The sequence below is a fragment of the Mycobacterium ostraviense genome (assembly GCF_002705925.1).
Classification (GTDB): domain Bacteria; phylum Actinomycetota; class Actinomycetes; order Mycobacteriales; family Mycobacteriaceae; genus Mycobacterium; species Mycobacterium ostraviense.
This window is the reverse complement of record NZ_NKRE01000001.1, coordinates 1,444,929-1,471,449: the sequence shown is the minus strand read 5'-3', so window position 1 is coordinate 1,471,449 and position 26,521 is coordinate 1,444,929. Positions and strand designations below refer to the sequence as shown.

Annotated in this window: 22 protein-coding genes, 1 other RNA gene and 5 pseudogenes; 20 read left to right on the top strand and 8 right to left on the bottom strand. The window is 65.5% G+C overall.

Features of this window, described 5'->3' with window-relative positions:
- Window positions 1-547: 547 nt before the first annotated feature.
- From CDN38_RS06595 to CDN38_RS06585, 3 genes are read right to left on the bottom strand one after another with little or no spacing between them, the layout of a single operon-like run.
- On the bottom strand, window positions 548-1,345 hold the full coding sequence (locus CDN38_RS06595; protein WP_075511188.1) for a slipin family protein: 798 nt from the start codon (window positions 1,343-1,345) through the stop codon (window positions 548-550).
- Window positions 1,342-1,968, bottom strand: coding sequence for a hypothetical protein (locus tag CDN38_RS06590; protein WP_075511189.1), 627 nt, complete (start codon window positions 1,966-1,968; stop codon window positions 1,342-1,344). The genes CDN38_RS06595 and CDN38_RS06590 overlap by 4 nt, the downstream gene beginning before the upstream one ends.
- A 3-nt stretch (window positions 1,969-1,971) precedes the next feature.
- Window positions 1,972-4,314: a nitric-oxide reductase large subunit gene (locus CDN38_RS06585; protein ID WP_099318864.1), complete on the bottom strand. Its 2,343-nt coding sequence runs from the start codon at window positions 4,312-4,314 to the stop codon at window positions 1,972-1,974.
- Between the two features lie 237 nt (window positions 4,315-4,551).
- On the opposite strand from CDN38_RS06585, the gene CDN38_RS06580 reads away from it, so the two are divergent.
- Genes CDN38_RS06580 through CDN38_RS06570 form a run of 3 tightly spaced genes read left to right on the top strand, consistent with a single transcriptional unit; the run spans window position 4,552 to window position 7,780 of the window.
- Window positions 4,552-5,352 (top strand): universal stress protein, encoded by an 801-nt coding sequence (locus tag CDN38_RS06580; RefSeq protein WP_075511191.1) that lies wholly within the window; start codon window positions 4,552-4,554, stop codon window positions 5,350-5,352.
- A 37-nt stretch (window positions 5,353-5,389) separates the two neighbouring features.
- The gene (dosR, locus tag CDN38_RS06575) at window positions 5,390-6,037 is read left to right on the top strand and encodes a hypoxia response regulator transcription factor DosR/DevR (RefSeq protein ID WP_075511192.1); all 648 of its coding nucleotides are present in this window, start codon (window positions 5,390-5,392) and stop codon (window positions 6,035-6,037) included.
- Between the two features lie 9 nt (window positions 6,038-6,046).
- Window positions 6,047-7,780 carry a sensor histidine kinase gene (locus tag CDN38_RS06570; RefSeq protein WP_075511193.1) on the top strand — a complete coding sequence of 578 codons (1,734 nt, stop codon included), beginning with the start codon at window positions 6,047-6,049 and terminating at the stop codon, window positions 7,778-7,780.
- Here CDN38_RS06570 and CDN38_RS06565 read toward each other — a convergent pair.
- Window positions 7,760-8,758: an Acg family FMN-binding oxidoreductase gene (locus CDN38_RS06565; RefSeq protein WP_075511194.1), complete on the bottom strand. Its 999-nt coding sequence runs from the start codon at window positions 8,756-8,758 to the stop codon at window positions 7,760-7,762. The two genes, CDN38_RS06570 and CDN38_RS06565, sit on opposite strands and share 21 nt — an antisense overlap.
- 185 nt (window positions 8,759-8,943) lie before the next feature.
- Between CDN38_RS06565 and CDN38_RS06560 the strand changes: the two genes are divergently transcribed.
- Complete coding sequence (locus CDN38_RS06560) at window positions 8,944-10,335, top strand: WS/DGAT/MGAT family O-acyltransferase (RefSeq protein ID WP_075511195.1); 1,392 nt, start codon at window positions 8,944-8,946, stop codon at window positions 10,333-10,335.
- 33 nt (window positions 10,336-10,368) lie between these two features.
- On the opposite strand, the gene CDN38_RS06555 is transcribed toward CDN38_RS06560, so the two are convergent.
- From CDN38_RS06555 to CDN38_RS06545, 3 genes and pseudogenes are all read right to left on the bottom strand, one after another.
- A complete protein-coding gene (locus CDN38_RS06555; RefSeq protein WP_075511196.1) occupies window positions 10,369-10,797 on the bottom strand; it encodes a pyridoxamine 5'-phosphate oxidase family protein in 429 nt (142 codons plus the stop codon).
- A gap of 4 nt (window positions 10,798-10,801) precedes the next feature.
- Window positions 10,802-11,817: pseudogene (locus CDN38_RS06550) on the bottom strand (Acg family FMN-binding oxidoreductase).
- A 170-nt stretch (window positions 11,818-11,987) separates the two neighbouring features.
- Window positions 11,988-12,418: pseudogene (locus CDN38_RS06545) on the bottom strand (MMPL family transporter); the annotation flags it as partial.
- On the opposite strand from CDN38_RS06545, the pseudogene CDN38_RS06540 reads away from it, so the two are divergent.
- The 5 genes and pseudogenes from CDN38_RS06540 to CDN38_RS06520 all read left to right on the top strand — a co-directional run.
- Window positions 12,416-12,535, top strand: a pseudogene (locus CDN38_RS06540) (dehydrogenase); the annotation flags it as partial. The pseudogenes CDN38_RS06545 and CDN38_RS06540 sit on opposite strands and share 3 nt — an antisense overlap.
- Before the next feature lie 217 nt (window positions 12,536-12,752).
- Window positions 12,753-13,127, top strand: a pseudogene (locus tag CDN38_RS06535) (DUF222 domain-containing protein); the annotation flags it as partial.
- 270 nt (window positions 13,128-13,397) lie between these two features.
- A pseudogene (locus CDN38_RS30460) lies at window positions 13,398-14,403 on the top strand (HNH endonuclease signature motif containing protein); the annotation flags it as partial.
- Window positions 14,404-14,432: 29 nt separating this feature from the next.
- Window positions 14,433-14,636, top strand: coding sequence for a hypothetical protein (locus CDN38_RS28885; protein WP_075510715.1), 204 nt, complete (start codon window positions 14,433-14,435; stop codon window positions 14,634-14,636).
- A 9-nt stretch (window positions 14,637-14,645) separates the two neighbouring features.
- Window positions 14,646-16,229, top strand: coding sequence for an FAD-binding oxidoreductase (locus tag CDN38_RS06520; protein WP_075510714.1), 1,584 nt, complete (start codon window positions 14,646-14,648; stop codon window positions 16,227-16,229).
- On the opposite strand, the gene CDN38_RS06515 is transcribed toward CDN38_RS06520, so the two are convergent.
- Window positions 16,230-17,603 carry an FAD-dependent oxidoreductase gene (locus CDN38_RS06515; RefSeq protein ID WP_075510713.1) on the bottom strand — a complete coding sequence of 458 codons (1,374 nt, stop codon included), beginning with the start codon at window positions 17,601-17,603 and terminating at the stop codon, window positions 16,230-16,232. It abuts the gene before it with no gap.
- 119 nt (window positions 17,604-17,722) lie between these two features.
- Between CDN38_RS06515 and prfB the strand changes: the two genes are divergently transcribed.
- The 11 genes from prfB to CDN38_RS30450 all read left to right on the top strand — a co-directional run bounded on the left by prfB (window position 17,723) and on the right by CDN38_RS30450 (window position 26,343).
- A complete protein-coding gene (prfB, locus tag CDN38_RS06510) occupies window positions 17,723-18,853 on the top strand; it encodes a peptide chain release factor 2 (RefSeq protein ID WP_075510712.1) in 1,131 nt (376 codons plus the stop codon).
- Window positions 18,840-19,823, top strand: coding sequence for a mechanosensitive ion channel family protein (locus CDN38_RS06505; protein ID WP_075510711.1), 984 nt, complete (start codon window positions 18,840-18,842; stop codon window positions 19,821-19,823). Before prfB ends, CDN38_RS06505 begins: the two co-directional genes overlap by 14 nt.
- The gene (locus tag CDN38_RS30455; protein WP_083044068.1) at window positions 19,820-20,290 is read left to right on the top strand and encodes an Rv3103c family proline-rich protein; all 471 of its coding nucleotides are present in this window, start codon (window positions 19,820-19,822) and stop codon (window positions 20,288-20,290) included. The genes CDN38_RS06505 and CDN38_RS30455 overlap by 4 nt, the downstream gene beginning before the upstream one ends.
- 44 nt (window positions 20,291-20,334) lie before the next feature.
- Window positions 20,335-21,024: a cell division ATP-binding protein FtsE gene (gene ftsE / locus CDN38_RS06495; protein ID WP_075510731.1), complete on the top strand. Its 690-nt coding sequence runs from the start codon at window positions 20,335-20,337 to the stop codon at window positions 21,022-21,024.
- Window positions 21,025-21,918, top strand: coding sequence for a permease-like cell division protein FtsX (gene ftsX, locus CDN38_RS06490; protein ID WP_075510710.1), 894 nt, complete (start codon window positions 21,025-21,027; stop codon window positions 21,916-21,918).
- A gap of 2 nt (window positions 21,919-21,920) precedes the next feature.
- On the top strand, window positions 21,921-22,427 hold the full coding sequence (gene smpB / locus CDN38_RS06485) for an SsrA-binding protein SmpB (RefSeq protein WP_023371973.1): 507 nt from the start codon (window positions 21,921-21,923) through the stop codon (window positions 22,425-22,427).
- Window positions 22,428-22,478: 51 nt separating this feature from the next.
- Window positions 22,479-23,699: an AAA family ATPase gene (locus CDN38_RS06480; RefSeq protein WP_180276296.1), complete on the top strand. Its 1,221-nt coding sequence runs from the start codon at window positions 22,479-22,481 to the stop codon at window positions 23,697-23,699.
- Entirely contained in the window at window positions 23,699-24,727 is a 1,029-nt protein-coding gene (locus CDN38_RS06475; protein WP_075510708.1) for a tetratricopeptide repeat protein, read from the top strand. The genes CDN38_RS06480 and CDN38_RS06475 overlap by 1 nt, the downstream gene beginning before the upstream one ends.
- Window positions 24,728-24,751: 24 nt before the next feature.
- Window positions 24,752-25,597, top strand: coding sequence for a maleylpyruvate isomerase family mycothiol-dependent enzyme (locus CDN38_RS06470; protein ID WP_075510707.1), 846 nt, complete (start codon window positions 24,752-24,754; stop codon window positions 25,595-25,597).
- 86 nt (window positions 25,598-25,683) lie between these two features.
- Window positions 25,684-26,051, top strand: a transfer-messenger RNA (tmRNA) gene (gene ssrA / locus CDN38_RS06465).
- 43 nt (window positions 26,052-26,094) lie between these two features.
- Entirely contained in the window at window positions 26,095-26,343 is a 249-nt protein-coding gene (locus tag CDN38_RS30450) for a hypothetical protein (RefSeq protein WP_082277124.1), read from the top strand.
- The last annotated feature ends 178 nt before the right edge of the window (window positions 26,344-26,521 follow it).

Sequence of the window (26,521 nt, the reverse complement as noted above, 5' to 3'; positions counted from 1 at the left end):
CCCGTCGGTCCGGAATCCGGGTACTAACAACACATCGGCTCAGTGAGATTGCGGCCCAGGACCTTCCGGGCTGTTTTCAGGCAGCGTCGTGGGAGTTGGGTCGCTGGTGGGCCATTCGCACAGGGCATCTTGTGACCTTCGATTCCGGAATGCCCAAAAACTGGCAAGCCGCAGCCGACCGCGTACGCCGGCCGGAGTGAATATTAGGCGACGGCTACCTGAATTCGCAGTTAATTTGCCCAGATGGACCAGCGAGAAACGAAAGTTTGCCGGGGCTGCTCGGCGTTCGCGATTTGCCCGATCGCCGCAATGGTCGGGTGCAGGTGTCCCGGTAGCGACACCGCGGCCGGCCACCGGAGTCGACGAAGGGTCCGGCCGGTGATCAGCCGGCCGGCGGTCGGCGCGACATCACGGTGAGCCGGACCCGTAGCGCGGCGCGACGTTCGAGGCCCGCTTCAGCGTGCCCGTCGGCATGCCGGGCACGTCCGGCATGCCGCCGCCGCTCTGTGAGTTCCTCGGACGGTGCGGTTGCCCGTTTAGTCGTCGTTTAGCCGCGGTGGTTGAAGTTGTCGACAACGCTCCGCAACAGTTCAGGTTGCCGCAGAAACGGGGTGATGATGTCGACCGGCAGCGGGAAGACGACCGTCGAGTTCTGGTCGGCGCCCAGCTCCAAAAGAGTTTGCAGATAGCGCAATTGCAGCGAGGCGGGGCTCTTCGACAAGGTCTCGGCGGCTTGGCGCAGTTCCTCTGAGGCCTGCAGCTCGCCCCGGGCATTGATGACCTTGGCGCGGCGTTCCCGCTCGGCTTCGGCTTCTCGGGCCATGGCTCGTTGCATCGACTCGGGAATTTCGACGTCCTTGATCTCCACCACCCGAACCTGCACACCCCACGGCTCGGTCATCTTTTCGATGATGGTGCGCAGATCGCTGTTGAGGTCCTCGCGATGTGCCAGCAGGGTATCCAGGTCCGCGCGGCCCAGCAGGGAGCGCAGTGTCGTCTGCGCGATCTGCGACGTGGCCACCGCGTAGTTCTCCACCGCCAGAATCGCTTTCATCGGGTCGGTCACCTGGAACATGACGACCGCATTGACCCGGGCCGGCACGTTGTCACGGGTGATCACCTCCTGCGGCGGGATGGTCAGCGTGACCAGCCGCTGGTCGACCCGGATCATTGTGTCCGCCAACGGAATAAGAAACCGAAGTCCCGGTTGGTAGAGCGGGCGCACATGCCCCACCCGGAACACCACGCCGCGCTCATACTCGCGCAGCACGGCGGCCGACAGCACGGCAAGCACTACCAGCACCACCACACCGACAACGATGAAGCCGATCACCACAGCGGTCACGATGTCTTGTCCTCCTTGCCTTCCCAGCCGCCCCAGCGAGTCGAATACCGGTCGACCGCGGCAGCCACCTGGTCCTCGATCGCGGTGCGATGCGGCAGATAGTCCGGCGCGTTAGACGGGGTATTCCACAGGTGGCGGGCCAGCGGCAACCCGAGCAGCACGACCACCAGCATGGTGCCCGTCAACACCAACACCTCAGCCGGCGAGTGATTGGCGATCAATGTCGCCAGCGGCAGCACGATTCCCAAAGCGGCCACGCAGCAGGCGATCCCGCGGTGAAACCGCCCGGCATCCGAGTGCGGCCACGGGTCCACCTCCCGGCTGACCTCCCGGCCGTGGTCCGACGTCGTGCAGCTGTCTTTGACCGGACAGCTGTTGCACACCACCGGCAACGCGCGATAACGCATGACCCGATGCTTGGGATCGAACGAACTCGGCCACAGCCACTGATCCTGTGGACACACCCAGGCGTCGTGGTCGGGGTGATAGGTGAATCGGCCGGTGCGCCAGCGGGCCGCACGCGCCGATGCCCGCCGTGCCATCGAGTCGAAGCTCCACCCGATGGCCAGCAACGCCAGCGAATACCCGGCGAACAGCCAGACCGAGGCAGCCGGCGGCGCCACCGCTCAGTCCCTCGCCGGCGACTTAGCACCGGATGTCGGCTCCGCCTGAACCTCGGTGTACAGCGGGTATTCCGGCAATTCCTCGACCGTCGAACCGGAGCGGAAATTGCGCAACGCGGTCCAGGCGATCCAAACGAACGGCAGCACGCCGCCGACGATGAGGATCAGATCACCGGGCATCCGCAGCCATTCGATCACCGCGTTGCCGGGCTTGGTGATGTAGCCCAGCGACCGGGCTTCGAAGTAGCCGTCGTTGACCGAGTGGTAGAGCTGCAGGATGCCCAGCGGCAGCAGGGTGGCGAACACCATCCAGGCCAGGCCGATGTTCATGCCCCAGAACGAGATCCGCGCCAGCTTCTCCGGCCACTTGTCGGCCGGGATCACATAGCGGAAGGCGAACATCGCCAGGCCCACGGCCAGCATGCCGTATACCCCCATCATGGCCGCGTGCCCGTGGTTTGCCGTCAGTGCGGTGCCGATCTCGTAGTAGGACACCACCGGCAGGTTGATCAGGAATCCGAAGATGCCCGCTCCCACGAAGTTCCAGAACCCGACCGCGACCAGGAACATCACCGCCCAGCGATGCGGGAACGGGTTGCCGTCGCCGGACTGCTGGCGCGCACCCAGCTGCAGGAACGCCCACGCCTCCACCGTCAAGAAGGTCAACGGAATGACCTCGGCAGCCGAGAAGAAGGCGCCCAGCGCCATGTGCTCCACCGGGGTGCCCGAGAAGTACAGGTGGTGCATGGTGCCGATGACGCCGCCGGCGGAGTACAGGATGACATCGAGGAAGATCACGCCCAGGGCGATGCGTTCCCGCACCACACCCAGCAGCACGAACATGTAGGCCACCATCACGGTGGTGAACAGTTCGAGGAAGTCCTCGACCCACAGGTGCACCACCCAGAACCGCCAGAAATCAGCGACGGTGTAGTGAGTACCGCTGCTGGCCAACAACCCCACGGCGTAGAAGGTGGGGATCGCCAGGCCGGAGAAGAAGAACAACCACGGCATGTTCATCTTCGACTCGCCTTTGAGTCGGGCGCGCATGCCGCGGAAGATGATGGCGATCCAGACGAACATGCCGACGATCAGCAGGATCTGCCACAGCCGCGGCAGGTCGAGGTACTCCCACTGCTGGGAGAGCAGCCCGCCCTGGGGAATCACGCCGTAGATGGAGAGCGCCTCGCAGATCAGCGAGCCGAACACCACGACCGCAACCGCGCCCAGCAACACGTAGGCCAGCAGGCCCTGGCGTTTGGGCTCCCGACGGCTGATGAACGGCACCAGGAAGATGCCGCCGGCCAGAAACGCCGCCGCGGTCCAGAACAGCGCCAGCTGCAGATGCCAGGTGCGGGCCAGGTTGTAGGGCAGCAGCCGGGCCAGGTCCAGGCCGAAGAAGTTCGACAAGTCGGCCCGGTAGTGCTCGGCGGCGGCGCCCAGCAGTGTTTGGGCCAGGAAGAGCACCGACACGATCGCGAAGAACCAGATGGTCGCCCGCTGGGCCGGCGTCAGGCTCACCTCGCCGGGTTGGCGGAAGGAGAGGTTGGACGCCTCGGCGCTGTGCCAGCCGACCTTCTGGCTCCAGCGTCCGTAGATGGCGAACATGATCCCGATGCCGCCCAGCAACGCGATCAGCGACAGCGCCGACCACAGGATCACCGCTGCGGTCGGACCGTTGTCGACGCGCTGCTCGGCCGGCCAGTTGTTGGTGTAGCTGTACTCGTGGCCGGGCCGCTCGGCGGCGGCCGCCCATGCCGTCCACGCGAAGAACGCCGTCAGGTCCCGGATTTGCGCCTTGTCGGTGATCAGCTGCGGCAGCAGCCCGTACTTCGTCGAGTTCTCCCCGAAGTAGGCCGCGTAATGGTTTTGGATCCGCTCGAACGCCGCGGCCTGGCGGTCGGTGAACACCAGCGTCTTGGTATCGGGGTTGTAGCGGTTGGTCCGGAATTCGGTGACCACCCGATCGCGGGGGTGGGCCACACCTTCGGCCCGTAGCTGATCGGCGACGTCGTCGGTGGCCATGCGCAAGTAGTCGGCGGTGTAGTCGGGCCCCAGGTAGGCGCCGTGGCCGAGCACCGAACCGTATTGCATGAGGCCACGCGCCTGGTAGAGCTCTTGGCCGCGGGTGATGTCGTCGCCGGTGAACAGGACCTGTCCCGATTCGGTGACGACCTTGTCCGGCATCGGCATCGCCGCGGTATAGGTGCGGTAGACCAGGATTCCCATCACCAGGAAGCCGAAGATCATCACCAGGGCCACACCCTGAATCCAGCCCTTTCCGATCAAGGGACGCGACGCTTGCTGGCTGGGAATTGGCGATGACGATGTCTGTTGGGCAGCCATTCCGAGATCTCCTGTCTGGATGATGGGCTGTATCGCCGCGGATTCAACTCCTTGTTCACATGCAACGGCGGCTCGTAAACATCCAATTCGTCTATCGCCGCGCTGGCAATAGTGGGTTTGACTGGCCGCTGTTCTGTAGGGACCAATGGCACTGATATCGGGACCAACGCCCCTGGGTAAGCCGGGTGCCTCATCGATAACGTGCGAGTAGCCAACGGCTCAGCAGAGGAGAGCACGATGAGCAACCCGTCAGCTCCGGCGGTGGTCGTCGGTATCGACGGATCGAAGGCGGCAACCCAGGCGGCGCTGTGGGCGATCGACGAGGCGGTCAGCCGAGACATTCCGCTGCGCCTGGTGTACGTCATCGATCCGCTGGAACCGTCGGGCGGCGGCGGTCGTGATGGTCGGCAAGGCACCGCGCACGCGGCACTGTTCGACGTGTGCCGGGCCGTGGAAGCCACCGGACACCCGGTCAAGGTGGAAACCGAAGTCCTGCGGGGCAGGCCGCTCACCAAGCTGATGGAGGAGTCCAGGTCGGCGGTGATGGTCTGTGTCGGGTCCATCGGGCTCAACCACGCGCGCCGCGGCGAGGGCTCGGTCGCGGCGACGCTGGCCGGATCGGCGTTATGCCCGGTGGCGGTCATCCAGCTCCCCCCCGGCGGAGTGCCGGTGCCGAAGGTCAGCACGGTGGTCGCGGAGGTGAACAACGGTTCGGTGCTGCGACATGCGTTCGAGGAGGCAAGGCTGCGGGGGGTACCGCTGCGGGCTCTTTCGGCACGCATGCCCGACACATCGGGCGATGCCGGGGACGGAAACCGTTTGGCGCAAGCGCAACTGAGCCGCCGGCTGGCCCGGTGGACGCGGCTGTACCCCGACGTCAAGGTCGAGTCGACGGTCATCCGCGGACATGCCTGCCGTTACATTGCCGCCAATGCCAAGCCGGACCAGCTGTATGTCACGGACTCCCATGCCGCGCAGGCGTGCAACGTCTACAGCGCAGGATGCTCGGTGCTGACCGTGCGCAGTGGCAACCTCTAGGAACAGCCAATCTCGGGACTATCTCAGGAGTGAAGTCTTGGTAACAGTCTTCTTGGTCGACGACCACGAGGTGGTACGGCGCGGCCTGATCGACCTGCTCGACGCGGACCCTCAACTCGAGGTCGTCGGTGAGGCGGGTTCGGTTGGCGAAGCGATGGCCAGAATCCCGGCGGCTAACCCCGACGTGGCGGTGCTCGACGTCCGGCTGCCCGACGGCAATGGCATCGAGCTGTGCCGAGATCTGTTGTCGCGCATGCCGGAACTGCGCTGCCTGATCCTGACGTCGTACACCTCCGATGAGGCGATGCTGGATGCGATCCTGGCCGGTGCCAGCGGATATGTCGTCAAGGACATCAAGGGGATGGAATTGGCCCGCGCCGTCAAAGAGGTAGGCGCGGGACGGTCACTGCTCGACAATCGGGCCGCTGCCGCATTGATGTCCAAACTGCGGGGCGGTGTCGAGAAGCCGGACCCGTTGTCGGGCCTGACCGAGCAGGAGCGGACACTGCTGGGGCTGTTGAGCGAGGGTCTTACCAACAAGCAGATCGCCGACCGGATGTTCTTGGCCGAAAAGACGGTGAAGAACTACGTATCGCGGCTGTTGGCCAAGCTGGGAATGGAGCGCCGGACGCAGGCCGCGGTATTCGCAACGCAGTTGCAGCGCTCGGGGCCGGGCGCTGGGTGACGCGCACCCATGGCTGACGACAGGCTTCCTATCGGTACGGGCACAACCCTGGACTCCGGTCTGCGTCCGCTGCGCCAGACGCTTTCCCAGCTGCGGCTGCGTGAGCTGCTGGTGGAAGTGCAGGAGCGGGTCGAGCAGATCGTGGAGGGACGCGACCGCCTCGACGGGCTGGTGGAAGCCATGCTCGTCGTCACATCGGGTCTGGACTTGGACGCGACCCTGCGCACCATCGTGCACTCGGCGACCAATCTCGTCGATGCTCGCTACGGTGCCCTGGAGGTGCACGATCGGGACAAGCGGGTGCTGCAGTTCGTCTATGAGGGCTTCGACGAAGAGACCGTCGAGCGGATCGGCCACCTGCCCCAGGGCCTCGGCATCATCGGGCTGCTCATCGACGAGCCCAAACCGCTACGGCTGGACGACCTTTCATTGCATCCGGCATCGGTGGGCTTTCCGGCCAACCATCCGCCCATGCGCACCTTCCTCGGGGTGCCGGTTCGGGTGCGCGACGTGTCGCTGGGCACGTTGTACCTGACCGACAAGACCAACGGTCAGCCGTTCAGCGACGACGACGAATTGCTGGTCCAGGCGCTGGCCGCGGCCGCGGGCATCGCCATTGCGAACGCCCGGCTTTACCAACAGGCCACGACGCGACAGTCGTGGATCGAGGCCACCCGCGACATCGCCACCGAGTTGCTCTCCGGTGCCGAACCCGCGACGGTGTTTCGGCTTGTCGCCGAGAAGGCGCTCAAGCTGACCGCGGCCGACGCGGCTCTGGTGGCCGTTCCGCACGACGAGAGCGTGCCGGCCGCCGACGTAACGGAGCTGCTGGTGATCGAGACGGTGGGCAGTGCCGTGGCTTCCGTTACGGGGCAGGTCATTTCGTTGACAGACACAGCGCTCGCGGATGTCTGCGTCGACAGCAGCCCGAAACAGGTCGAGAAGTTTGCGCTGGACGGTGCCGACGTCGCGGGTCCGGCGCTGCTGTTACCGCTGCGGGCTACCGATACCTGCGCCGGTGTCGTCGTGCTGTTGCGCCACGACAGTTCCGGACCGGCCACCGAGGACCAACTCGAGATGATGGCCGCGTTCTCCGACCAGGCCGCGCTGGCGCTGCAGCTGGCCGGCTCGCAGCGCCGGATGCGTGAGCTCGACGTCGTGACCGAGCGCGACCGGATCGCACGCGACCTGCATGACCACGTGATCCAGCGGCTCTTCGCCGTCGGTCTGGCGTTGCAGGCTGCCGTTCCGCGGGCGCGGATTACCGAAGTGCAGCAACGGCTTTCGGAAGCAGTCGACGATCTGCAGGGGGTCATCCAGGAGATCCGCACCACGATTTTCGATCTGCACGGAGGCTCACAGGGCATCACCCGGCTCCGGCAGCGAATCGATGCCGCCGTCGCCCAATTCGCCGGATCGGGGTTGCGCACCTCCGTCCAATTCGTCGGCCCGCTGTCAGTGGTAGACAACCCGCTGGCCGATCACGCCGAGGCGGTGGTCAGGGAAGCGGTCAGCAACGCCGTTCGTCACGCGCAGGCCACGACATTGATGGTCCGGGTCAAAGTCGCTGACGACTTGTGCATCGAGGTGAGCGATAACGGATGTGGAATGCCCGACCAGTTCACCGCCAGCGGCCTGACCAATCTGCGCCGGCGCGCAGAGGAGGCTGGTGGCGAATTCGCCATCGAAGCCACCGCCAGCGGCGGCACATCGCTACGCTGGTCAGCCCCGCTCCTCCAGTAGCTCTCGGGGCCCGTCGACGACCTGCGAAAGACTACGCCGCGGCGTGGCCGGTAACGGGTCGGCATTGATCGGCGCCCAACCGACTCGGAGCAGCATCTGCGGGTAGCCGCTGTCGCCGAACACGTCCGCGCGAACGGCGTCGCGCGTGCTCTGGATCTCCAATGGTTCGGTGATCGGGCAGGACGCCAATCCCATGGCGGTCGCGGTCAACAGGACGGCGCTGGTTGCCTCCCCGGCCCGCAGCCGAGACGCCCGGTCGTCCTTGTCGGTGCCCAAGGCCAGGATGACGCCGCCGTCGTCGGCGGGCGAGACGCCGGAGGGTTGGGCCAGCGCCGGTGCGGCGAACAGTCGGCCGGGGATCGGGGCGCTGCGATCCGACGGCGGAGTGTTCCGGGCCGGAACCCCGGCCACGCCGCCGTACCGCCCACTCCAGGTCGTCAGCTCACGGATGTACTCGTCGTCGCCCGCATGGCGCCACACAGCCTGGGCGACAATTGATCTCATCTTGTCCAATGCGTCGACCTGGCGGAGCATGACCCCACAGCGAGCCGCCCGCGCGGCCATCTGGGCGACGTCACCTCCGGCCACCGGCCAGTTGCTGTAGACCCGACGGTCGGTCCGGCGCCGCGGGATGGCCGCGGCGAGTGCGATGTCGGCGGGATCGGCATCCTGAGCCTGGACCTCTATGGTCGCGAGGTGGCGGGGGTTGTCCGGATCGGGCAAGCGGTTCACCTTGGCGCGCCAGCCCATCGACGCCAAGGCAACGACACAGTGATGCAGCGCGACACCGCAGCTGATGATCAGATCGCGCCCGTCCGGGTCGGTGCTGTGCAGTTGCATGTCGGGCTCGGAGAACAGGTCCAGACTTGCCGCGCCCACCCGCCACCGCCACGGTTGGGTGTTGTGGACCGAGGGCGCACGGGTAGCCAGCGTGAGGACCGCTCGAAGGGCGCCCGCATCCGGGAATTGGGCATTCATGGCTGCCTTTCCGATTCAGACCAGCCGTCCCATCGCTGTCATGCATCAAGGATCGGGGCGCGGCAATTGATCGTGGCAGAGGACGAAGCCCTCGGCAAGCAGGGACCTTTGGCCCTGCCATGATGCCCTGGGCCCGGGGCATAGTGGTACCGAGAGTTGCAGATAACTGGGGAAAGACGCTGATAATGACTCACCTGACGACGCTGGACGCCGGGTTCCTCAAGGCCGAAGATGTCGATCCGCGAGTCAGTCTGGCCATCGGCGGCCTTGCGGTCATCGAAGGCCCCGCCCCTGACCAGGATGTGCTGGTTTCGCTGTTCGCCGAGCGCATTCGCGCCTGTCCGCGGTTCGGGCAACGGTTGCGGCTGCACCCGTTGGACCTGGGTGCTCCCGAATGGGTGGACGACCCGGACTTCGACATCGACCGGCACGTGCGGCGGGTTGCGGTGCCACATCCGGGCGACGACCGCGAGCTTTACCGGCTGGTCGCCGACGTGATGGCTCGGCGTTTGGACCGCGACCGCCCGCTGTGGGAGCTCTGGGTCATCGAAGGTCTCACCGACGACAGCTGGGCGATGCTGACCAAGGTCCACCACTGCATGGCCGACGGAATCGCGGCTGCCCACATTCTGGCCGGATTGTGCGACCCCAGCGGTCATGTCGCTCGGGACAGTTTCGCGGAGCAGACCCACGCCGCGCTGAAACCAGAGCTGGGCGCATCGAATCCCTTGAGCCTGCTGAATGGCCTATGGACTGCCCCCGGCGCGATCACGTCAGGTATCGTCCGCGTCGTCCAGGGCGCCGGCGAACTGGTCGCCGGTCTGTTGACCCCCGCCGAGTCGACGCTGAACGGGCCGCTGAGCGACTTGCGTAGGTTCGGCGGAGCGCGGGTCTTGCTGGCCGACCTCGATTTGGTGTGTCAGACGTTCGGTGTCACCATCAACGACGTTGCCCTGGCGGCGATTACCGAGAGCTACCGCAACGTCCTGGTCGCGCGTGGGCAGCGGCCCCGACCGGGTTCGTTGCGGACCTTGGTACCGGTTTCGGTCCGCTCTACGGGCGCCTTCGGCGAGATCGACAATCGCGTATCCGCGATGCTTCCGAATCTGCCTGTGGAGGAAGAGGATCCGGTGCAGCGGCTGCGGAGGGTACATGAACGGCTGAGCCAGGCCAAGACTAGCGGTCAGCCGCAAGCCGGAAACGTGTTCATGTCGGTTGCGAATCGCATTCCGTTCGCGGTGACGGCCCGGGCGGTCGGCCTGCTGATGCGGCTGCCACAGCGTGGGATCGTGACGGTGGCGACGAACGTGCCCGGGCCGCGTCACCCGCTGAAGGTCTTGGGCAGAAGGGTGGTCGCGGTATTCCCGGTTCCGCCGCTGGCGATGCACCTGCGAACCGGTGTTGCGATGCTCAGCTACGCCGACGACCTGTGCTTCGGCATTCTCACCGACTATGACGCGGTGGCCGACGTCGATCAGCTGGCGCGGGGAATCGAAGCCGCGGTAGCACGCCTGGTGGCAATCAGCAAGCGGCGCAAGGCCCGCCGCAGCAAGGGACCGTTGTCCTTGGTCGTGTGACGGGATATGTTCTCGTCGACCGGTGACCGGTCGTCACGCAAACGTCTCGGTACGGTCCGGCTCCGGTCCGAACAAGAAACGCCGGCCGGTGATTTCGGACGGGATAACCCGCACGTAGTGCAGCTTCAACGTCGCGACCCATGGCCGCAGTTGGGCCTGCTCGGCTTTCTGGATCTCTGTATCGGTACGCAGAACCTGTGCACGGCCTTTGACGATGACACTCCAGCCTTCCACCGCGTTGTGATCATCGGCCTCGAATGCGACTGGGCTATTCGTCACGGCGAGAAACAATTTCGTGCCCTCGGCCGTTCGGAAGAGCACGGTGCGGTCCTGCACGACGTAGTTGACCGGGAAGATCTCGGGCTCGCCGGCGATGCTGGTCACCAGTCGGCCGAGCGCGGCGCTGCTTAGAAGTTTCCAACTCTCATCGGCTGACAGGAAGGTAACTGGCTCGTCGGGCATCGGCTCAACCTTTCTCGGGCTTTTCGCGAATTTCCAGGACGGTGTTTAGCGGCCGCCGCGGTGTGGGCGGGGGAGCATCGTCGATCGGTGGCGTGATCCCCACGCGCACCAGGACTTGTGGCTCGCCGCGATGGCCGATCAGGCCGCGGACGATGTCTCGGCTTTCGCTCGACTCGATGAGATGGGACAGCGTGCAGGTCGCCATACCGGCCATGGTGCATTCGAGCAGGACGGTCGACAGCGCTTCGCCGCACCGCAATACGTCCAGTCGAGTGTCGTCAGGTGTGGACAGCACAAGGATTTTCGACCAGTCGGCCGCGATCTGCGGACGGCGCTGCTGGTGGCTTCGCACCGGGAAATCCCTGCCGACGTCGACCCGGAGTCGTTGGTGTCGGATGCCAGGGCGCTCGGTGGCACACCCTCTGCCAATGCGAATGGCGAAGTCCACCAGTCGAGTTCGGCATGATAAGACGGATCGTCACGACGCAGGGCTTCGCTGTACTGTGACGCCTGCACCAGCAGTGGTCGTTGCTCGTCGGCGAGGACATCCAGCATCGCGACGTCGTCGTCGACGGCGCCGCGCAGGACCGGCTCGAAAAAGTCCCAGTAACTGGGGCGGTCCAACGGAAGCCGATCGGTTCGGCGCTGCAGAATCGCCTCGGCCCGCTGTCGCTGGGCCGCGGTGACGTGATCGGTGGGGCAAAATTCGATTGCGGCCAGGTGGTCGGGGCGGCCTGGGGTGGGGAAGCGAGTGATGCTCGGCTGCCACTGCGCGGCCGTCACCGCGACGCGCAGGTGATCGAGTGCCGCGCCGCAGCTGATGAGTGCTTCACGGCCGGAATGATCTGTCGCCCGCACGATTCGGTGGCGATCGACGAAGAGGTGGGCGGTGTAGACGTCGGCATGGTGCTCTACGACCCACCGCCACGGTTGACTGTTGTGCACCGACGGGGCGCGGCAGGCCAGCAGAACTGCGTTCGCAAGCACCTCGATGTCCACACGGTGGACGTTACGGGCCATTGTCCGTGGTTGATAGGGTCATTCGTCATTTCGGCAAATGTCGAGTGTCACTGTGGTTTCACGGTAATGGTTGGGCCGTTTGGTGACGCTGGTATCGGGCGGGTCGCGGCTGCGGGTGTGCAGCGGGATTCGTGGCTCGAGAGTCGGGGAATCCGTCGCTCACCGAGCGGTCAAGGCAGGCTTGTGGATTCGTCGATGCCGATGCGTTCGTGCAGGCGTGGCAACGGCGCGGGCGCCCACCAATTCCACTGGCCCATGAGGAACATGAACGCCGGAAGCAGGATCATCCGCACCACGGTGGCGTCGACCAGCACCGCGATCGTGAGCCCGAGACCGAACATCCGCATGAATGAGACGCCGGCAGAAGTCAGTGCCGCAAAGCTGACCGCCATGATCAACGCTGCGGCGGCGATCACGCGGCCGGTGTGGGCGAGGCCGCGGGTGACGCTCTTTCGTCATTGGCGGCTCGTCGTGGGGCCGGGGCCATGGCGGACATGTCCCGCGTCAGCACGCACCAATACTCGCGGATTCTCGCGATCAGGAAGACTTCATAGTCCATCGACAAACCGAACGCGATGCAGAACAGCAACACCGCCAAGGAGCGGTCGGACTGTGCGCGCTGCGCAGCGCGTTTGCGGTAGGCGCAGCAACGGTTTTCGCCGTCGACCTGGTCGAGGGGCGATTGGGGCGAGCTGCCGACCGGGGTGCGACGCCGATCATGCCTCGGGGGTCAAGGGCTACGCGATTGCCGGGTCCCGGTCGGGTGATGCGCGGTAGCGGTGACAGCCGCGGAGACAAACGCAGATGACGGAACTGTCAAGCGCCTGGTTTGGTCAATGTCGGTGCTGCCGGTCCTCCTCCCGGCAGATGAAGCCAGAGACCGGCCCCGTCCGTTCGACATCATCAATGTCGGTGACCCACGATAGAATTCGAACATGTTTTCGACTAGTCGTGAAGAGGTCGTCGCGACCTTCGATTCGCTTAAGGCGACAATGGCACGGCTGCTCGAACTCTCCTTCGACGCGTTGACCACTCCCGAACGGCTGGTGTTACTGGAGCACTGTGAGACGACGCGGCGTCAGCTGCCCAGCATCGAACAGTCGCTAATCAATCAGATTGCCGAGCAGTCCACCGAGGAGGAATTGGGCGGTAGGCTGCCCGCGGCGTTGGCCAGCCGGCTGCGGATCACCCGCGCTGAGGCCGGCCGGCGGGTGGGCGAGGCCGCCGAGTTGGGGCAGCGTCTGGCCTTGACCGGCGAGCCGTTGGCGCCGCAGCTGAGCGCCACCGCTGCCGCCCAGCGAGACGGCCAACATGGACCTCCCCCGGTTTCCCGGAGACTTTTTTTATTTGGGACCGACCCCCTCGAGTGGGAGGGTAGCTCGCTTGGGGGTGGTGCTGCTGGTTGTCCTTCCAGGCAGCTTCATATTCGTCGGGTGAGAGCCCGCAGAGGCCAGCTTGGATGCGGCGGGGGTTGTACCAGCCGGATACTTCCTGTTCGCTGCCACTGCACACTTCCTTCCTCCAGGCTCTCAAGATCAAACCTGGTTCGGAAGTCTCCGAGAAACCGGGGGAAGCACAACATCGGCGAGGCGCATGTCCGGGTGATCCGCGACTTTTTCCGCCACCTGCCTGTCGATGTGGACATCGAGACGCGGGAGAAAGCCGAAGCATCTGGCCCGGTTGGCCACCCAGTACCGGCCCGACCAACTGGCCAAACTCGCGCAGCGGCTGATGGACTGCCTTAACCCCGACGGCACCTATTCCGATGGCGACCGGGCGCGGCGGCGCGGCCTGATCCTGGGCAAGCAGGGCCTTGATGGTATGTCGCGGCTCAATGGCTGGCTGACCCCGGAAACCCGGGCCAGCGTCGAGGCGGTCCTGGCCAAACTAGGCGCTCCGGGCATATGCAACCCGGCCGACGAGAGCCCGGTAGTTGATGGCCCAGCGCCTGAGGAAGCCGCGCAGTGTGATACCCGCTCGGAAGGCCAACGCAATCACGACGCCCTCAACGCCGCCCTGCGCGGGTTATTGGCCAGCGGAAATCTGGGGCAGCACAACGGGTTACCGGCCAGCATCATCGGGTCCACTACGCTCAAAGACCTCGAATCGGCGTCCGGCAAGGCCCTCACCGGTGGCGGCACCCTGCTGCCCATGTCGGATGTGATCCGGCTGGGCCGCCAGGCGAATCATTACCTCGCTATCTTCGACGACGGGAAACCGCTGGCGCTGTATCACACCCAACGCCTCGCGTCGCCCGGGTAGCGAATTGTCTTGTACGCCAAAGAACGTGGCTGCTCAGCGCCGGGCTGTGATGTTCCGGGGTATCGGTGCGAGGTCCACCATGTGCGGGAGTGGGCCGCCACCCGCCGCACCGATATCGACCACCTCACCCTCGCCTGCGGACCCCACCACAAACTCCTCGACGGCGGCTGGAGCACCCGCAAGAGCACCCACGGCGACACCGAATGGATCCCACCCCCGCATCTCGACTCGTCTGGATCAACGGGCCAGCCCAGAACCAACACCTTCCACCACGCCGAAAAACTCCTACGCGACGCAGACGATGACGACGAAGAAGGGGGTTGACCGGGCCGGTGTCATGGCATGCTGAACGCATGGCAGGCAAGGAAATCGATCGGGTCCGGGCGACCAGCGCGCTCGCGGTGATCAAGCAGCACCCCGGGATGGTGCTGTTCGTGTTGTCACCGGTGCTGGCATTGCTGGCCGTCATCTGGTGGCTGGCGGGCCTCGGCTGGGCTATTGCCACGGCGCTGGTGCTGCTGGTGGTGGGCGGAGCCGTCGTCGTCGTCAAACGCTGACCACACAGCATGCGTTCGTGGTGGGGCTGGGGTGACGTCGAGGACGCGCTGTCGCAGGCAGAGACGCAGGCACTGGCGGAACGCGTCGCAGCGCTGCTGCCCGACCATGACCTGACCGACCACCAGCCCCCGGATCCGACGGCGCTCGGGGTGGCGCCCCCGCGGATCGCCCCACCTGCGTCGCTGGCCGGGCTGTGCTCGGCCGACCCGCTCGATCGCGCCGGGCATGCGCGCGGCAAGGCGTTTCGCGACGTCGCGCGTAATCTGCAGGGCCGCCTCGACCACCTGCCGGACCTGATCGTACGGCCGCGCAGCGAGCAGGACGTGGTCGACGTGCTGGAGTGGGGTACGCGGGAGCACGTCGCCGTCATCCCGTACGGGGGCGGCAGTTCGGTGGTCGGGGGAGTGGAGCCGCGCTTCGACGAGCCGGCGGTCACGGTGGACATCGGCGCGCTGGACGCAGTGCTCGACATCGACCGGGTCAGCCGGGTCGCGCGCATCCAGGCGGGAGCGCTGGGGCCGTCGATCGAAAATCAGCTTCGCCCACACGGTCTCACGCTGCGCCATTTCCCGCAGTCCTTCGGGTTTTCGACCCTCGGTGGCTGGTTGGCCACCCGCTCCGGCGGACATTTCGCCACCCTGTACACCCACATCGACGACCTGACCGAGTCGATGCGCGTCGTCACCCCGGCCGGGGTCAGCGAGTCGCGGCGGCTGCCCGGGTCCGGCGCCGGACCGTCCCCGGATCGGCTGTTCCTCGGGTCGGAGGGCATCCTCGGCATCATCACCGAGGCGTGGATGCGGTTGCAGGACCGGCCGCGCTGGCAGCTCACCGCGTCGATCGCTTTCGACGACTGGGCCGCTGCGGTCACGGCAACCCGGGCGATCGCACAGGCCGGCCTCTACCCGGCGAACTGCCGGCTACTGGACCCGGCCGAGGCGTTCCTGAATGCGGGTACCACGGTCGGCGGCGGGCTGCTGGTGCTGGCTTTCGAATCGGCGGACCATCCGATCGACGCGTGGCTGGCCCGGGCCGTGGAGATAGCCGCCGACCACGGCGGCTGGGTAACCGCGCGGCCTGCCCGCGAAACAGCAACCAGCACAACAGAAAACGATGCTTCCAAGAACTGGCGCTCGGCGTTCCTGCGAATGCCCTACCAACGAGACGCCCTGGCCCGCCGCGGCGTCATCGCCGAAACATTCGAAACCGCTTGCACCTGGGCAAGATTCGACGCCCTGCACGCCGCGGTGACCGATGCCGCCCGAATCGCGATCGAACACGTCTGCGGAACCGGCCTGGTGACGTGCCGATTCACCCATGTCTATCCCGACGGCCCCGCCCCGTACTACGGCATCTACGCGGGCGGACGCTGGGGTTCGCTCGACGCGCAGTGGGACGAGATCAAAGCCGCCGTGTCCGAGGCGATCAGCACGGCCGGCGGCACCATCACCCACCACCACGCCGTGGGTCGCGACCACCGCCCGTGGTACGACCGGCAACGCCCCGACCCGTTCGCGGCGGCCCTGCGCGCGGCGAAGTCCACGCTCGACCCGGCCGGAATCCTCAACCCCGGTGTGCTGGTCGACCCCTGATCAGCCGCGCCCCACACGCAGCAACTCGGCGACATTGGGCAGCTTGACGCGGGGACGCCCGTGCGGCTCGCCGGCCGCCCGTTCGAAGTGGTCGATGATTTTCCACTGGGCCGTCGTGACCAGCTGAGGTTGCCGGGATGCCAGCCAGGCGGCCAGCTGCTCGCCATGGTCGGGTGGGAAACTCGCCAGCTCTTCAGCAGCCGCCAAGTCGGCGACCAGGGTGTCGACGGTGTCTTGGGAGTCCTTCTTGTTGGTGCCGATCACGCCGGTCGGGCCGCGTTTGATCCACCCCACCACATATTCGTTGCGGCTGCCTTCCACTCGGCCAGCGGTGTTGGGAATGGTCCCGCGTTTCTCGTCGAACGGCAGTCCGGGTGTCGGCACCCCACGGTAGCCGACGGAACGCACCACCAGCTGCACCGGCAACTCCTCGCGCTCGCCGGTGTCCCTGGCCGACACCCATCCGCTCTCGTCGGCGACCAGTTCGTTGCGTCCGAGCACGATCTGCTCCACCTTGCCGTCACCTTTGATCTCGATCGGGGAGGTCATGAACCGGAACACAATCTTGCGGTGGCCGGGACGCGGTGGGCGCTGGGCGTAGTCGCGCAGCACCTTGATGTTCTGCTTGGCGGTCTTGCCGGCCACGGCCGCGTCCTCGTCGCTGATGCCCTCCAGCTGGGCCGGGTCGACCACCACGTCGACCCCCTCCAGTTCACCCAGTTCCCGCAACTCCAGCGTGGTGAACGCCGCCTGTAGCGGACCGCGCCGGCCGACGAGCACCACTTCCCGGACGCCGCACGGGCGCAGCGACTCCAGCGCGTGATCGGCGATATCGGTGCACGCCAGCACTTCGGGATCGGTGACCAGGATGCGCGCGACGTCGATCGCGACGTTGCCGTTGCCGACCACCACAGCCCGGGAACCCGACAGGTCCGGCGTGGCATGTTCGAAGTTGGGATGTGCGTTGTACCAGCCCACGAAATCGACGGCGGCGATGCTGCCCGGCAAATCCTCCCCGGGAATGTCCAGCGGCTTGTCGGACTGCGCCCCGACGGCGTAGACCACCGCGTCGTAGCGCTCGGCGAGTTCGGCGGGGGAGACGTGTTCACCCACCACTATGTTGCCGAAGAAGCGGAAGCGCGGATCGTCGGCCGTCTTTTCGAAGGTTTTACTGATCGACTTGATCTTGGGATGGTCGGGCGCTACCCCGGAGCGGACCAGCCCCCAGGGCGTCGGCAACATCTCCAGCATGTCGACGGCCACGTCGATGTGGTCGGCGGTGTCGGCGGCCTTCAGCAGCGATGCCGCGGCGAAGAACCCCGACGGCCCGGAGCCGACGATGGCGACGTGGTAGGGACGGTGGTGTGGCCGCATGCTCGAGCTTTCTGTTCGTGCCCGGAAAGGCCCGGAAAGGGTTGTGTCGCAGTCGCGCGATGCACTGGTCCCATGATGCTAGACGCTGACCACGGTAACTCCCGGTAACGTGGTGGGCTGTGGAACCCGACCGTCAAGCCGACCGACGAGCTGAGATAGCTGCCCTTGACTCCACCCTGACCACGGTGGAACGGGTGCTCGACGTCGACGCTTTGCGGGCCAAGATCGACAAGCTCGAGCACGAGGCGTCCGACCCCAAATTGTGGGACGACCAGGCTCGCGCGCAGCGCGTGACCAGCGAGTTGTCGCACGCACAGGGGGAGCTGCGGCGGGTCGAGCAGCTGCGTAGCCGCCTTGACGACTTGCCGGTGCTCTACGAGCTCGCGGCCGAGGAAGCGGGGGAAGCCGCCGCCGAAGCCCTGGCCGAGGCCGATGCCGAGCTCAAGGCGCTGCGAGCCGAGATCGAGGTCACCGAGGTGCGTACCCTGCTGTCGGGCGAATACGACGAGCGTGAGGCCCTGGTCACAATCCGTTCCGGCGCGGGCGGGGTGGATGCGGCCGACTGGGCCGAAATGCTGATGCGGATGTACATCCGCTGGGCCGAGCAACACAAATATCCGGTCGAGGTCTTCGACACCTCCTACGCCGAAGAAGCCGGCATCAAAAGCGCCACCTTCGCCGTGCACGCGCCGTTCGCCTACGGCACGTTGTCGGTCGAACAGGGCACCCACCGACTGGTGCGGATCAGCCCGTTCGACAACCAGAGCCGCCGGCAGACGTCGTTCGCCGAAGTCGAGGTGCTGCCGGTGGTGGAGACCACCGACCACATCGACATCCCGGAGGGCGACGTGCGGGTCGATGTCTACCGCTCCAGCGGGCCCGGCGGCCAGTCGGTGAACACCACAGACTCCGCCGTGCGTTTAACCCACATCCCAACGGGTATTGTCGTCACTTGTCAGAACGAGAAGTCGCAACTGCAGAACAAAGTGGCGGCGATGCGGGTTCTTCAGGCAAAGTTGTTGGAACGCAAGCGTTTAGAAGAGCGCGCTGAGCTGGATGCATTGAAGGGTGAGGGCGGCAGTTCCTGGGGTAACCAAATGCGGTCCTATGTCCTGCACCCCTACCAGATGGTCAAGGATCTACGGACCGAATACGAGGTAGGCAATCCGGCGGCCGTCCTGGACGGAGACATCGACGGGTTCTTGGAAGCAGGAATCCGGTGGCGTAACCGAAAAGATGACAGCAACTAACACCACTATTCTTGCGTTTTCAGCCGCGCGACGCTGGCACGACTTCTGGCGTGGGCCGCTCGGTGAATGGATCATCACCCGCGGCCTGCGCATCGTCATGCTGCTGATCGCAGCCGTGCTGGCGGCCCGATTCGTCAGCTGGGTGGCCCAACGGGTGACTCGCCAGCTCGACCTGGGATTTGCCGAAAGCGACGCGTTGGTTCGCTCGGAGGCGACCAAGCACCGTCAGGCCGTGGCATCGGTGATCTCATGGGTGTCGATCGTCCTCATCGGCATCGTCGTGGCCATGCAGATCGCCGACGTCCTGCAATTTTCGGTGGGCGGCTTGGTCGCGCCGGCCACGGTGATCGGCGCGGCGCTGGGCTTCGGCGCACAGCAGCTGGTCAAAGACCTGCTGTCGGGCTTTTTCATCATCGCCGAGCGGCAGTACGGCTTCGGTGATCTGGTCCAGCTCACCATCCTGGGGTCGCCGACCGACGCGTCGGGCACCGTCGAGAACGTGACATTGCGGGTGACCAAGTTGCGATCTCCCGACGGCGAAGTGTTCACCGTTCCCAACGGCCAGATCGTCAAATCGGTCAACCTCTCCAAAGACTGGGCCCGCGCGGTGGTGGACATCCCGGTCTCGACCAATGCCGACCTGAACCGGGTCAACGAGGTCTTGCACCAGGAGTGCGAGCACGCACGTGACGACGCGGTGCTGGGGGAGTTGCTGCTGGATTCACCCACCGTGATGGGGGTGGAAAGCATCGAACTCGACACGGTCACCCTGCGGCTGGTAGCCCGCACGCTGCCCGGCAAGCAGTTCGAAGCCGGTCGGCAATTGCGGGTGCTGGTCATCCGGGCGCTGGCTCGCGCGGGCATCGTGACTGCGGCCGACGCGACGGTGGGTCTGGTCGAAGACCCCGCGGTTCCTGCCGCCCAAGCCGCCGAATCCGCCGCTGCCGCACCTGTGGTGCGGCAGCGATGAACTTCTGGCCCAATGTGCTGGGTAAGCGTGCGGATGGCGCGCGGCGCGCCCCGAGCCACCTGTTCGGTGGCCGAGTGCGCACGTCGACGGTGGTGTTGATCGTCGCGTTCCTGGCCGTGTGGTGGACCTATGACACCTACCGTCCGGAACCGGCCCCGGCAAGGCCTGCGCAAGTGGTGCCGCCGGGCTTTGTGCCCGATCCCGACTACACCTGGGTACCGCGGGACAGAGTCCAACCACCTGGCACGACCACGGTGCGCCCGACACCCACCACCACGGCGCCGACGACGACGGAACCTACGACGCAACCGCCCACCACCACGGCGACCACAACCACGGCGCCTTGGTCGCCGCCTTGCTTGCTGCCGCCGCCCTTCTGCCCGGCGACCACGACACCGACCACACCGGAGCCATCACCCCCGCCTGGGCCGGGCCCACCGCCCAGTTCGACGCCCCCGGCCAGGTGAATTTCGCTTCCCAGCGAAACTCACCGCTACACTGGCGTGCCGTGATGATCACCCTGGACCATGTCACCAAGCAGTACAAATCGTCGGCACGTCCGGCGCTGGATGACGTCAACGTCAAGATCGACAAGGGTGAGTTCGTCTTCCTGATCGGCCCGTCGGGTTCGGGCAAGTCGACCTTCATGCGGTTGTTGCTGGCGGCCGAGACGCCGACATCCGGAGATGTGCGGGTGTCGAAGTTTCATGTCAACAAGTTGCGTGGTCGAAACGTCCCCAAACTGCGTCAGGTGATCGGCTGCGTCTTTCAGGACTTTCGGCTACTTCAGCAAAAGACCGTGTACGAAAACGTCGCCTTTGCGCTGGAAGTGATCGGCAAACGCACCGACGCGATCAACCGGGTGGTGCCCGAGGTGCTCGAGACGGTGGGATTGTCGGGCAAAGCCAACCGGCTGCCGGACGAGTTGTCGGGCGGCGAACAACAGCGGGTCGCGATCGCCCGCGCCTTTGTGAACCGGCCGCTGGTACTACTGGCCGACGAGCCCACCGGCAACCTCGACCCAGATACCAGTAAGGACATCATGGATTTGTTGGAGCGGATCAACCGAACCGGGACCACGGTGCTGATGGCCACCCACGACCACCACATCGTCGACTCGATGCGGCAGCGGGTCGTCGAGTTGTCGCTGGGCCGGCTGGTTCGTGACGAACAGCGCGGCGTCTATGGGATGGATCGCTAAGTGCGCTTCGGCTTCCTGCTCAACGAGGTCCTGACCGGCCTTCGTCGCAATGTCACCATGACGATCGCGATGATCCTGACGACCGCGATCTCGATCGGCCTGTTCGGCGGCGGACTGCTGGTGGTCCGGCTGGCCGACAACTCCCGAGCCATCTACCTCGACCGGGTCGAAACCCAGGTCTTCCTGACCGACGACGTCTCGGCCAACGATCCCGCCTGCGACAGCGACCCGTGTAAAGCGCTGCGCGAGAAGATCGAAAAGCGATCCGACGTCAAGGCGGTGCGCTTCCTCAACCGGCAGCAGGCCTATGACGACGCCATCCGGAAATTCCCGCAGTACAAGGACGTGGCCGGAAAGGATTCCTTCCCGGCGTCGTTCATCGTCAAACTGGAAAATCCCGAGCAGCACAAGGACTTCGACACCGCAATGCAGGGCCAGCCCGGGGTGCTGTCGGTACTCAACCAGAAGGATCTGATAGACCGGCTGTTCGCCGTCCTCGACGGGCTGAGCAATGCCGCGTTTGCGGTCGCGCTCGTCCAGGCCATCGGCGCGGTCTTGTTGATCGCCAACATGGTCCAGGTCGCCGCCTATACGCGGCGCACCGAGATCGGCATCATGCGATTGGTCGGGGCCAGCCGCTGGTACACCCAACTGCCCTTCCTGGTGGAGGCGATGTTGGCCGCGACCGTCGGTGTCCTCATCGCCATCGGCGGCCTGATCCTGGTGCGGGCGATGTTTTTGGAGAACGCGCTGAACCAGTTTTACCAAGCCAATCTGATCGCCCGCGTGGACTATGCCGACATCCTCTACATCGCGCCGTGGCTGTTGCTGCTGGGCGTGGCGATGTCCGGGCTGACGGCTTACGCGACGTTGCGCATCTACGTGCGGCAGTAGCGATGGCCGGGCAGTCCAAGCAGGCCAAGGCGGCTGGCAAGAAGATCGGCCGAAAGATCATTGCCACCAATCGCAAGGCCCGGCACAACTATTCGATCATCGAGGTCTTCGAGGCCGGCATGGCACTGCAGGGTACCGAGGTGAAGAGCCTGCGCGAGGGACACGCGTCGTTGGTCGACGCGTTCGCCACCATCGACGACGGCGAAATCTGGCTGCGCAACCTGCACATTCCGGAGTACCAACACGGCAGCTGGACCAACCACGAACCGCGGCGCAACCGCAAGTTGCTGTTGCACCGGCGTCAGATCGACACGCTGATCGGAAAGCTGCGCGAAGGCAACTTCGCGCTGGTGCCGTTGTCGCTGTATTTCACCGAGGGCAAGGTCAAGGTCGAGATCGCGCTGGCCCGCGGTAAGCACGCCCACGACAAACGCCAGGACCTGGCCCGCCGCGACGCCCAGCGCGAAGTGATCCGGGAGCTTGGCCGCCGCGCCAAGGGCATGGGCTGACGGCTCTGACTGGCGCGCAGGGGGCGGGTGCGGTATTTACGGGGGATGGCCGTGACTGAAGACCCTGTTATTCGCGAGTTGTCCGCAGCGGTGCAGCGCAGTCCCGAAGTCGTCGAGCTGCGTGTGCATTTGGCTACCCTGTTGGCGGACAAGCGCCGCTACGCCGAGGCGTTGGGACATTGCAGCGCGGCATTGAGCCAGGACGCCGGCAACGCCGGCGCGCTGAGCCTGCTGCAGCGGTGCACTGCCGCACTGGCCGAGCCGGTCCCGGCTCAGCCGCAGGCTCCAGTCGAAGCCGGCTTCGACTGGTCCAGCGCGGAAAAAGAAGTTGCCGACATCATCGAGCCTGCTTTCGTCGAGGCGGCCCCCGACGTCGTGGCCGAGGGGGATTTCGACGTGCTGCAGCGCAGCCAGGTGCGGCTGGCCGACGTCGCGGGCATGGCCGACGTCAAACAGCAACTGGAACTGTCGTTGCTCGGGCCGCTGCGCAATCCCGATCTGATGAAGGCATACAAGGTGTCCGCCCGCGGCGGGCTGTTGCTGTACGGACCACCCGGGTGCGGCAAAACCTATATCGCCAAGGCGGTTTCGGGTGAGTTGGGCGCCAACTTCTACCAGCTGGGAATCGCCGACGTGCTGCATCGTTACCAGGGAGACAGCGAGCGCAGCATCCGTTCGGCCTTCGACAATGCCCGCCGCAACGCGCCCTGTGTGCTGTTCTTCGACGAGGTCGACGCGTTGGGGCACCGGCGTTCCGCGCTGAGCGGCAGCTCGGGCATCCGCACCATCGTCAACACGTTGCTGGAAGAACTCGACACCGCTACGTCCGCCAACGACGGCGTCTATGTGCTCGGCGCCACCAATGCGCCCTGGGACGTCGATCCGGCATTGCGGCGGCCCGGGCGATTTGACCGAATGATTTTCGTGGGGTTACCTGACGCCGAGGCCAGGGCGGGGATAGTCCGGTTTCATTTGAAGGATCGGCCGATCGCCGGGATCGACCCCGGGGCGATCGCGGGCCGCGCGGACGGGTTCTCGGGTGCCGATCTGGCGCATGTTTGCGACAGCGCCACGCAATTGGCGATGGCCGATTCGATGCGCAGTGGGCAGGTGCGTCCGGTCACGATGGCTGACGTCCAGGCTGCTGCCGCGCAGATCAGGCCCAGTGCTGGACCTTGGTTCGAAACCGCGCGTAACGTCGTCGAATTCGCCAACAACGACGGCACCTACGACGAGCTGGCAAAGTACTTGCGGTGCAGAAAGGTTCGGTGATGTCGGAGACGGACACCGACCAGTCCGATGACGCCATGCACGTCGTAGAAGCCTACTTCGACACCGGAAAATACGAACACGCACGAGAGTCGTTGCGTCGGCTGTTGTCACAGAATCCGAACGATCCGGCACTGTTGACCCAGTACTCTCGCGCCGAATACCTGCTTGACAACCATCTCAGCGCCGCGCATAGCGCATACGCGGCGTTATCTGCCGCGCCACAGGACGAATTCGCGATGCGGATGTATACGCTGTCGCTCGAAGGTCTGGGCCGCGACTGGGATGCTCTCTGCATGGCATGGCGGACGGTGCTTGCTCATCCGAATGAGGCTGTGGTACACCGGCTTTACGCGAGGTTGTTGAGGAAAGCCCAGCAGTTGCCCAATGCGCTGTACGCGGCGGACCAAGCGCTGCGGCTTGCACCCGCCAATGTCGAGTCACTGATTCTGCGCGGGGCGATCCTGCACGACCTCCGGCGGCTCGCCGAATCCGAGGCGATGTATCGGGAGGCGTTGCTACGAGATCCAGACAACGCCACCGCCATCAACAACTTGGCCGTCAATCGACTCCACCGCTGGAGGTTGATCCCTGCCCTGCGCGGCTTCTTCGCAGCGGCGGGCATCGACCCGGCGATGGGAGCCGGGGCGCGCCGGAACATTGGGGCGGTCCTGGAAAAGGTATTTCAATACGTGACCGTCGTCGCGGCGGTCATCGGCGTGTTTTCCGCCGTCGTCGTGAACATCTACAACGACGGTAAACCGACCGGATTGCTGCGGGTGCTCATAGCGGTCCTGGTTGCGGTGCTGATCGCCGCCTTCGTCTGGATGTTTCGTGTAGTGCCGCGCCGGGTCTTGCCTTCGGTACTGCGCTACCGGGTCCTGGTCGCCCTGCGCATGGTTCACGCACTGCTGGCGATGGCCCTAGGCATTTGGGTCGCCATCTTCGCCTGGCCCGCCAGGCTCGGGGCAGCAGGGATCGCGTTGCTGCTCAGCGGCCTCTTCCTGGTGTGGGTCGGACTCTCCTCTTAGCGGTGACCGGCCTACTATCCGTCCATGGCCGATCGACCGCTGACCCAACTCGACAAGTCCGATGTCCTGGAGGGACTTTTCGCCGTGTGGGACTCCCTCGATGCGCTGCTGGACGGGCTGCCCGAGGCGGACTGGCAGGCGGCGAGCCCGCTGCCCGGCTGGAACGTCAAGGCGGTCGTGTCGCACATCATCGGTACCGAGTCCTTCCTGCTCGGCATCGGCGCACCGGAGGCCGATATCGACGTCTCCGCACTCGAGCACGTGCGCAACCCCATCGGAGTGATGAACGAGAGCTGGGTGATTCATCTCAGCGGAGAGTCGGGCACCAGCCTGCTGGAGCGGTTCTGCGAGGTGACCACCAAGCGCCGCAAGGCTTTGGAGACCATGCCGGAGGCCGACTGGAACGCGGCGACCACGACGCCGGCGGGCCCCGACACCTACGGGCGCTTCATGCGGATCCGTACCTTCGATTGCTGGATGCACGAACAGGACATCCGCCAGGCGCTGCAGCGGCCGTCGTCCGACGACGAGTTGGGCGATCGGACCGCCGAGCTGGCCCTCGACGAAATGTCTTCCAGCATGGGATTCGTCGTCGGCAAGCTGGCCAAAGCGCCCGACGGCTCCCGGGTGCTGTTCGAGCTGACCGGTCCATTGGCCCGCACCATCCGGGTCAGCGTCGATGGCAGGGCGCAGCTGGTCGACGACTTCGGCGGACAAGAACCGACCGCGACCATCCGGCTCGATGGACTGCAGTTCACCAGGCTTGCCGGCGGTCGTCCGATGAGCCCCGCCCGAAGCCAGGACGTGGAACTCGGCGGCGACAAGGACCTCGCGGGCCGGATCGTCGAGCGTCTGAACTTCGTGATCTGATCGGGAAGATAATCCCGTTGCCCGTTGTTGGTAGACGCGTACCATTGATTGTCTTGCCGGAAGTCGGCAAGGGTGCTCGAAGACATGGGGCTGAACGGTTTCGACTTCGCGCATCGAATCAAGGGAAGCGTGCCGGTGCAGGCAAGAGACCACCGTAAGCGTCGTTGCAACCAAATAAGCGCCGATTCACATCAGCGCGACTACGCTCTCGCTGCCTAAGCGACGGCTAGTCTGTCAGACCGGGACCGCCCTCGACCCGGACCCTGGCATCAGCTAGAGGGATCAACCGATGAGTTCGGTCGCGGGACTCATCGGGACACCAACAGCGACTGGGATCGTCATCCTGGCTAGTTCGCGTGATCAGGAGATCCGAGCAGAGGCATAGCGAACTGCGCACGGAGAAGCCTTGAGGGAATGCCGTAGGACCCGGGTTCGATTCCCGGCAGCTCCACCGAATAACCGCAGGTCAAAGACCTTAACATGGGAAGCTCCCCGTCATGTCAAGTGATTTGTCAAGTTCGCACTGGGCATCGATACGGAAGCGACCACGCAAGGACGGCACCACCGCCCACACCGTCCTCTACTGGATCGACGGGCGGCAGACCGGTATCACCTTCGACGACCCTCGTCAGGCCGAAGCGCTGACAACGCTCATCAAAGCCCACGGGGCTCGTCGCGCACTGTCCATGCACGGCATCGACACCCGGCGCCACGGGCCCGCGATGTGGCGCCGCCGCTTACCATAGGAGTCTGGATCGGCCGCCACCTCGACGCGCTGTCAGGTGTCGAACGCAAGGCCCTCACCGAATACAAGCGTTACCTGGCGCGCGACATCGAACCCACGCTCGGGACAATTCCGCTGGCCGCGCTGAGACGGTCCGACATCAGCACATGGTCAACACCCTGCGCGATGGCGGCGCCAGT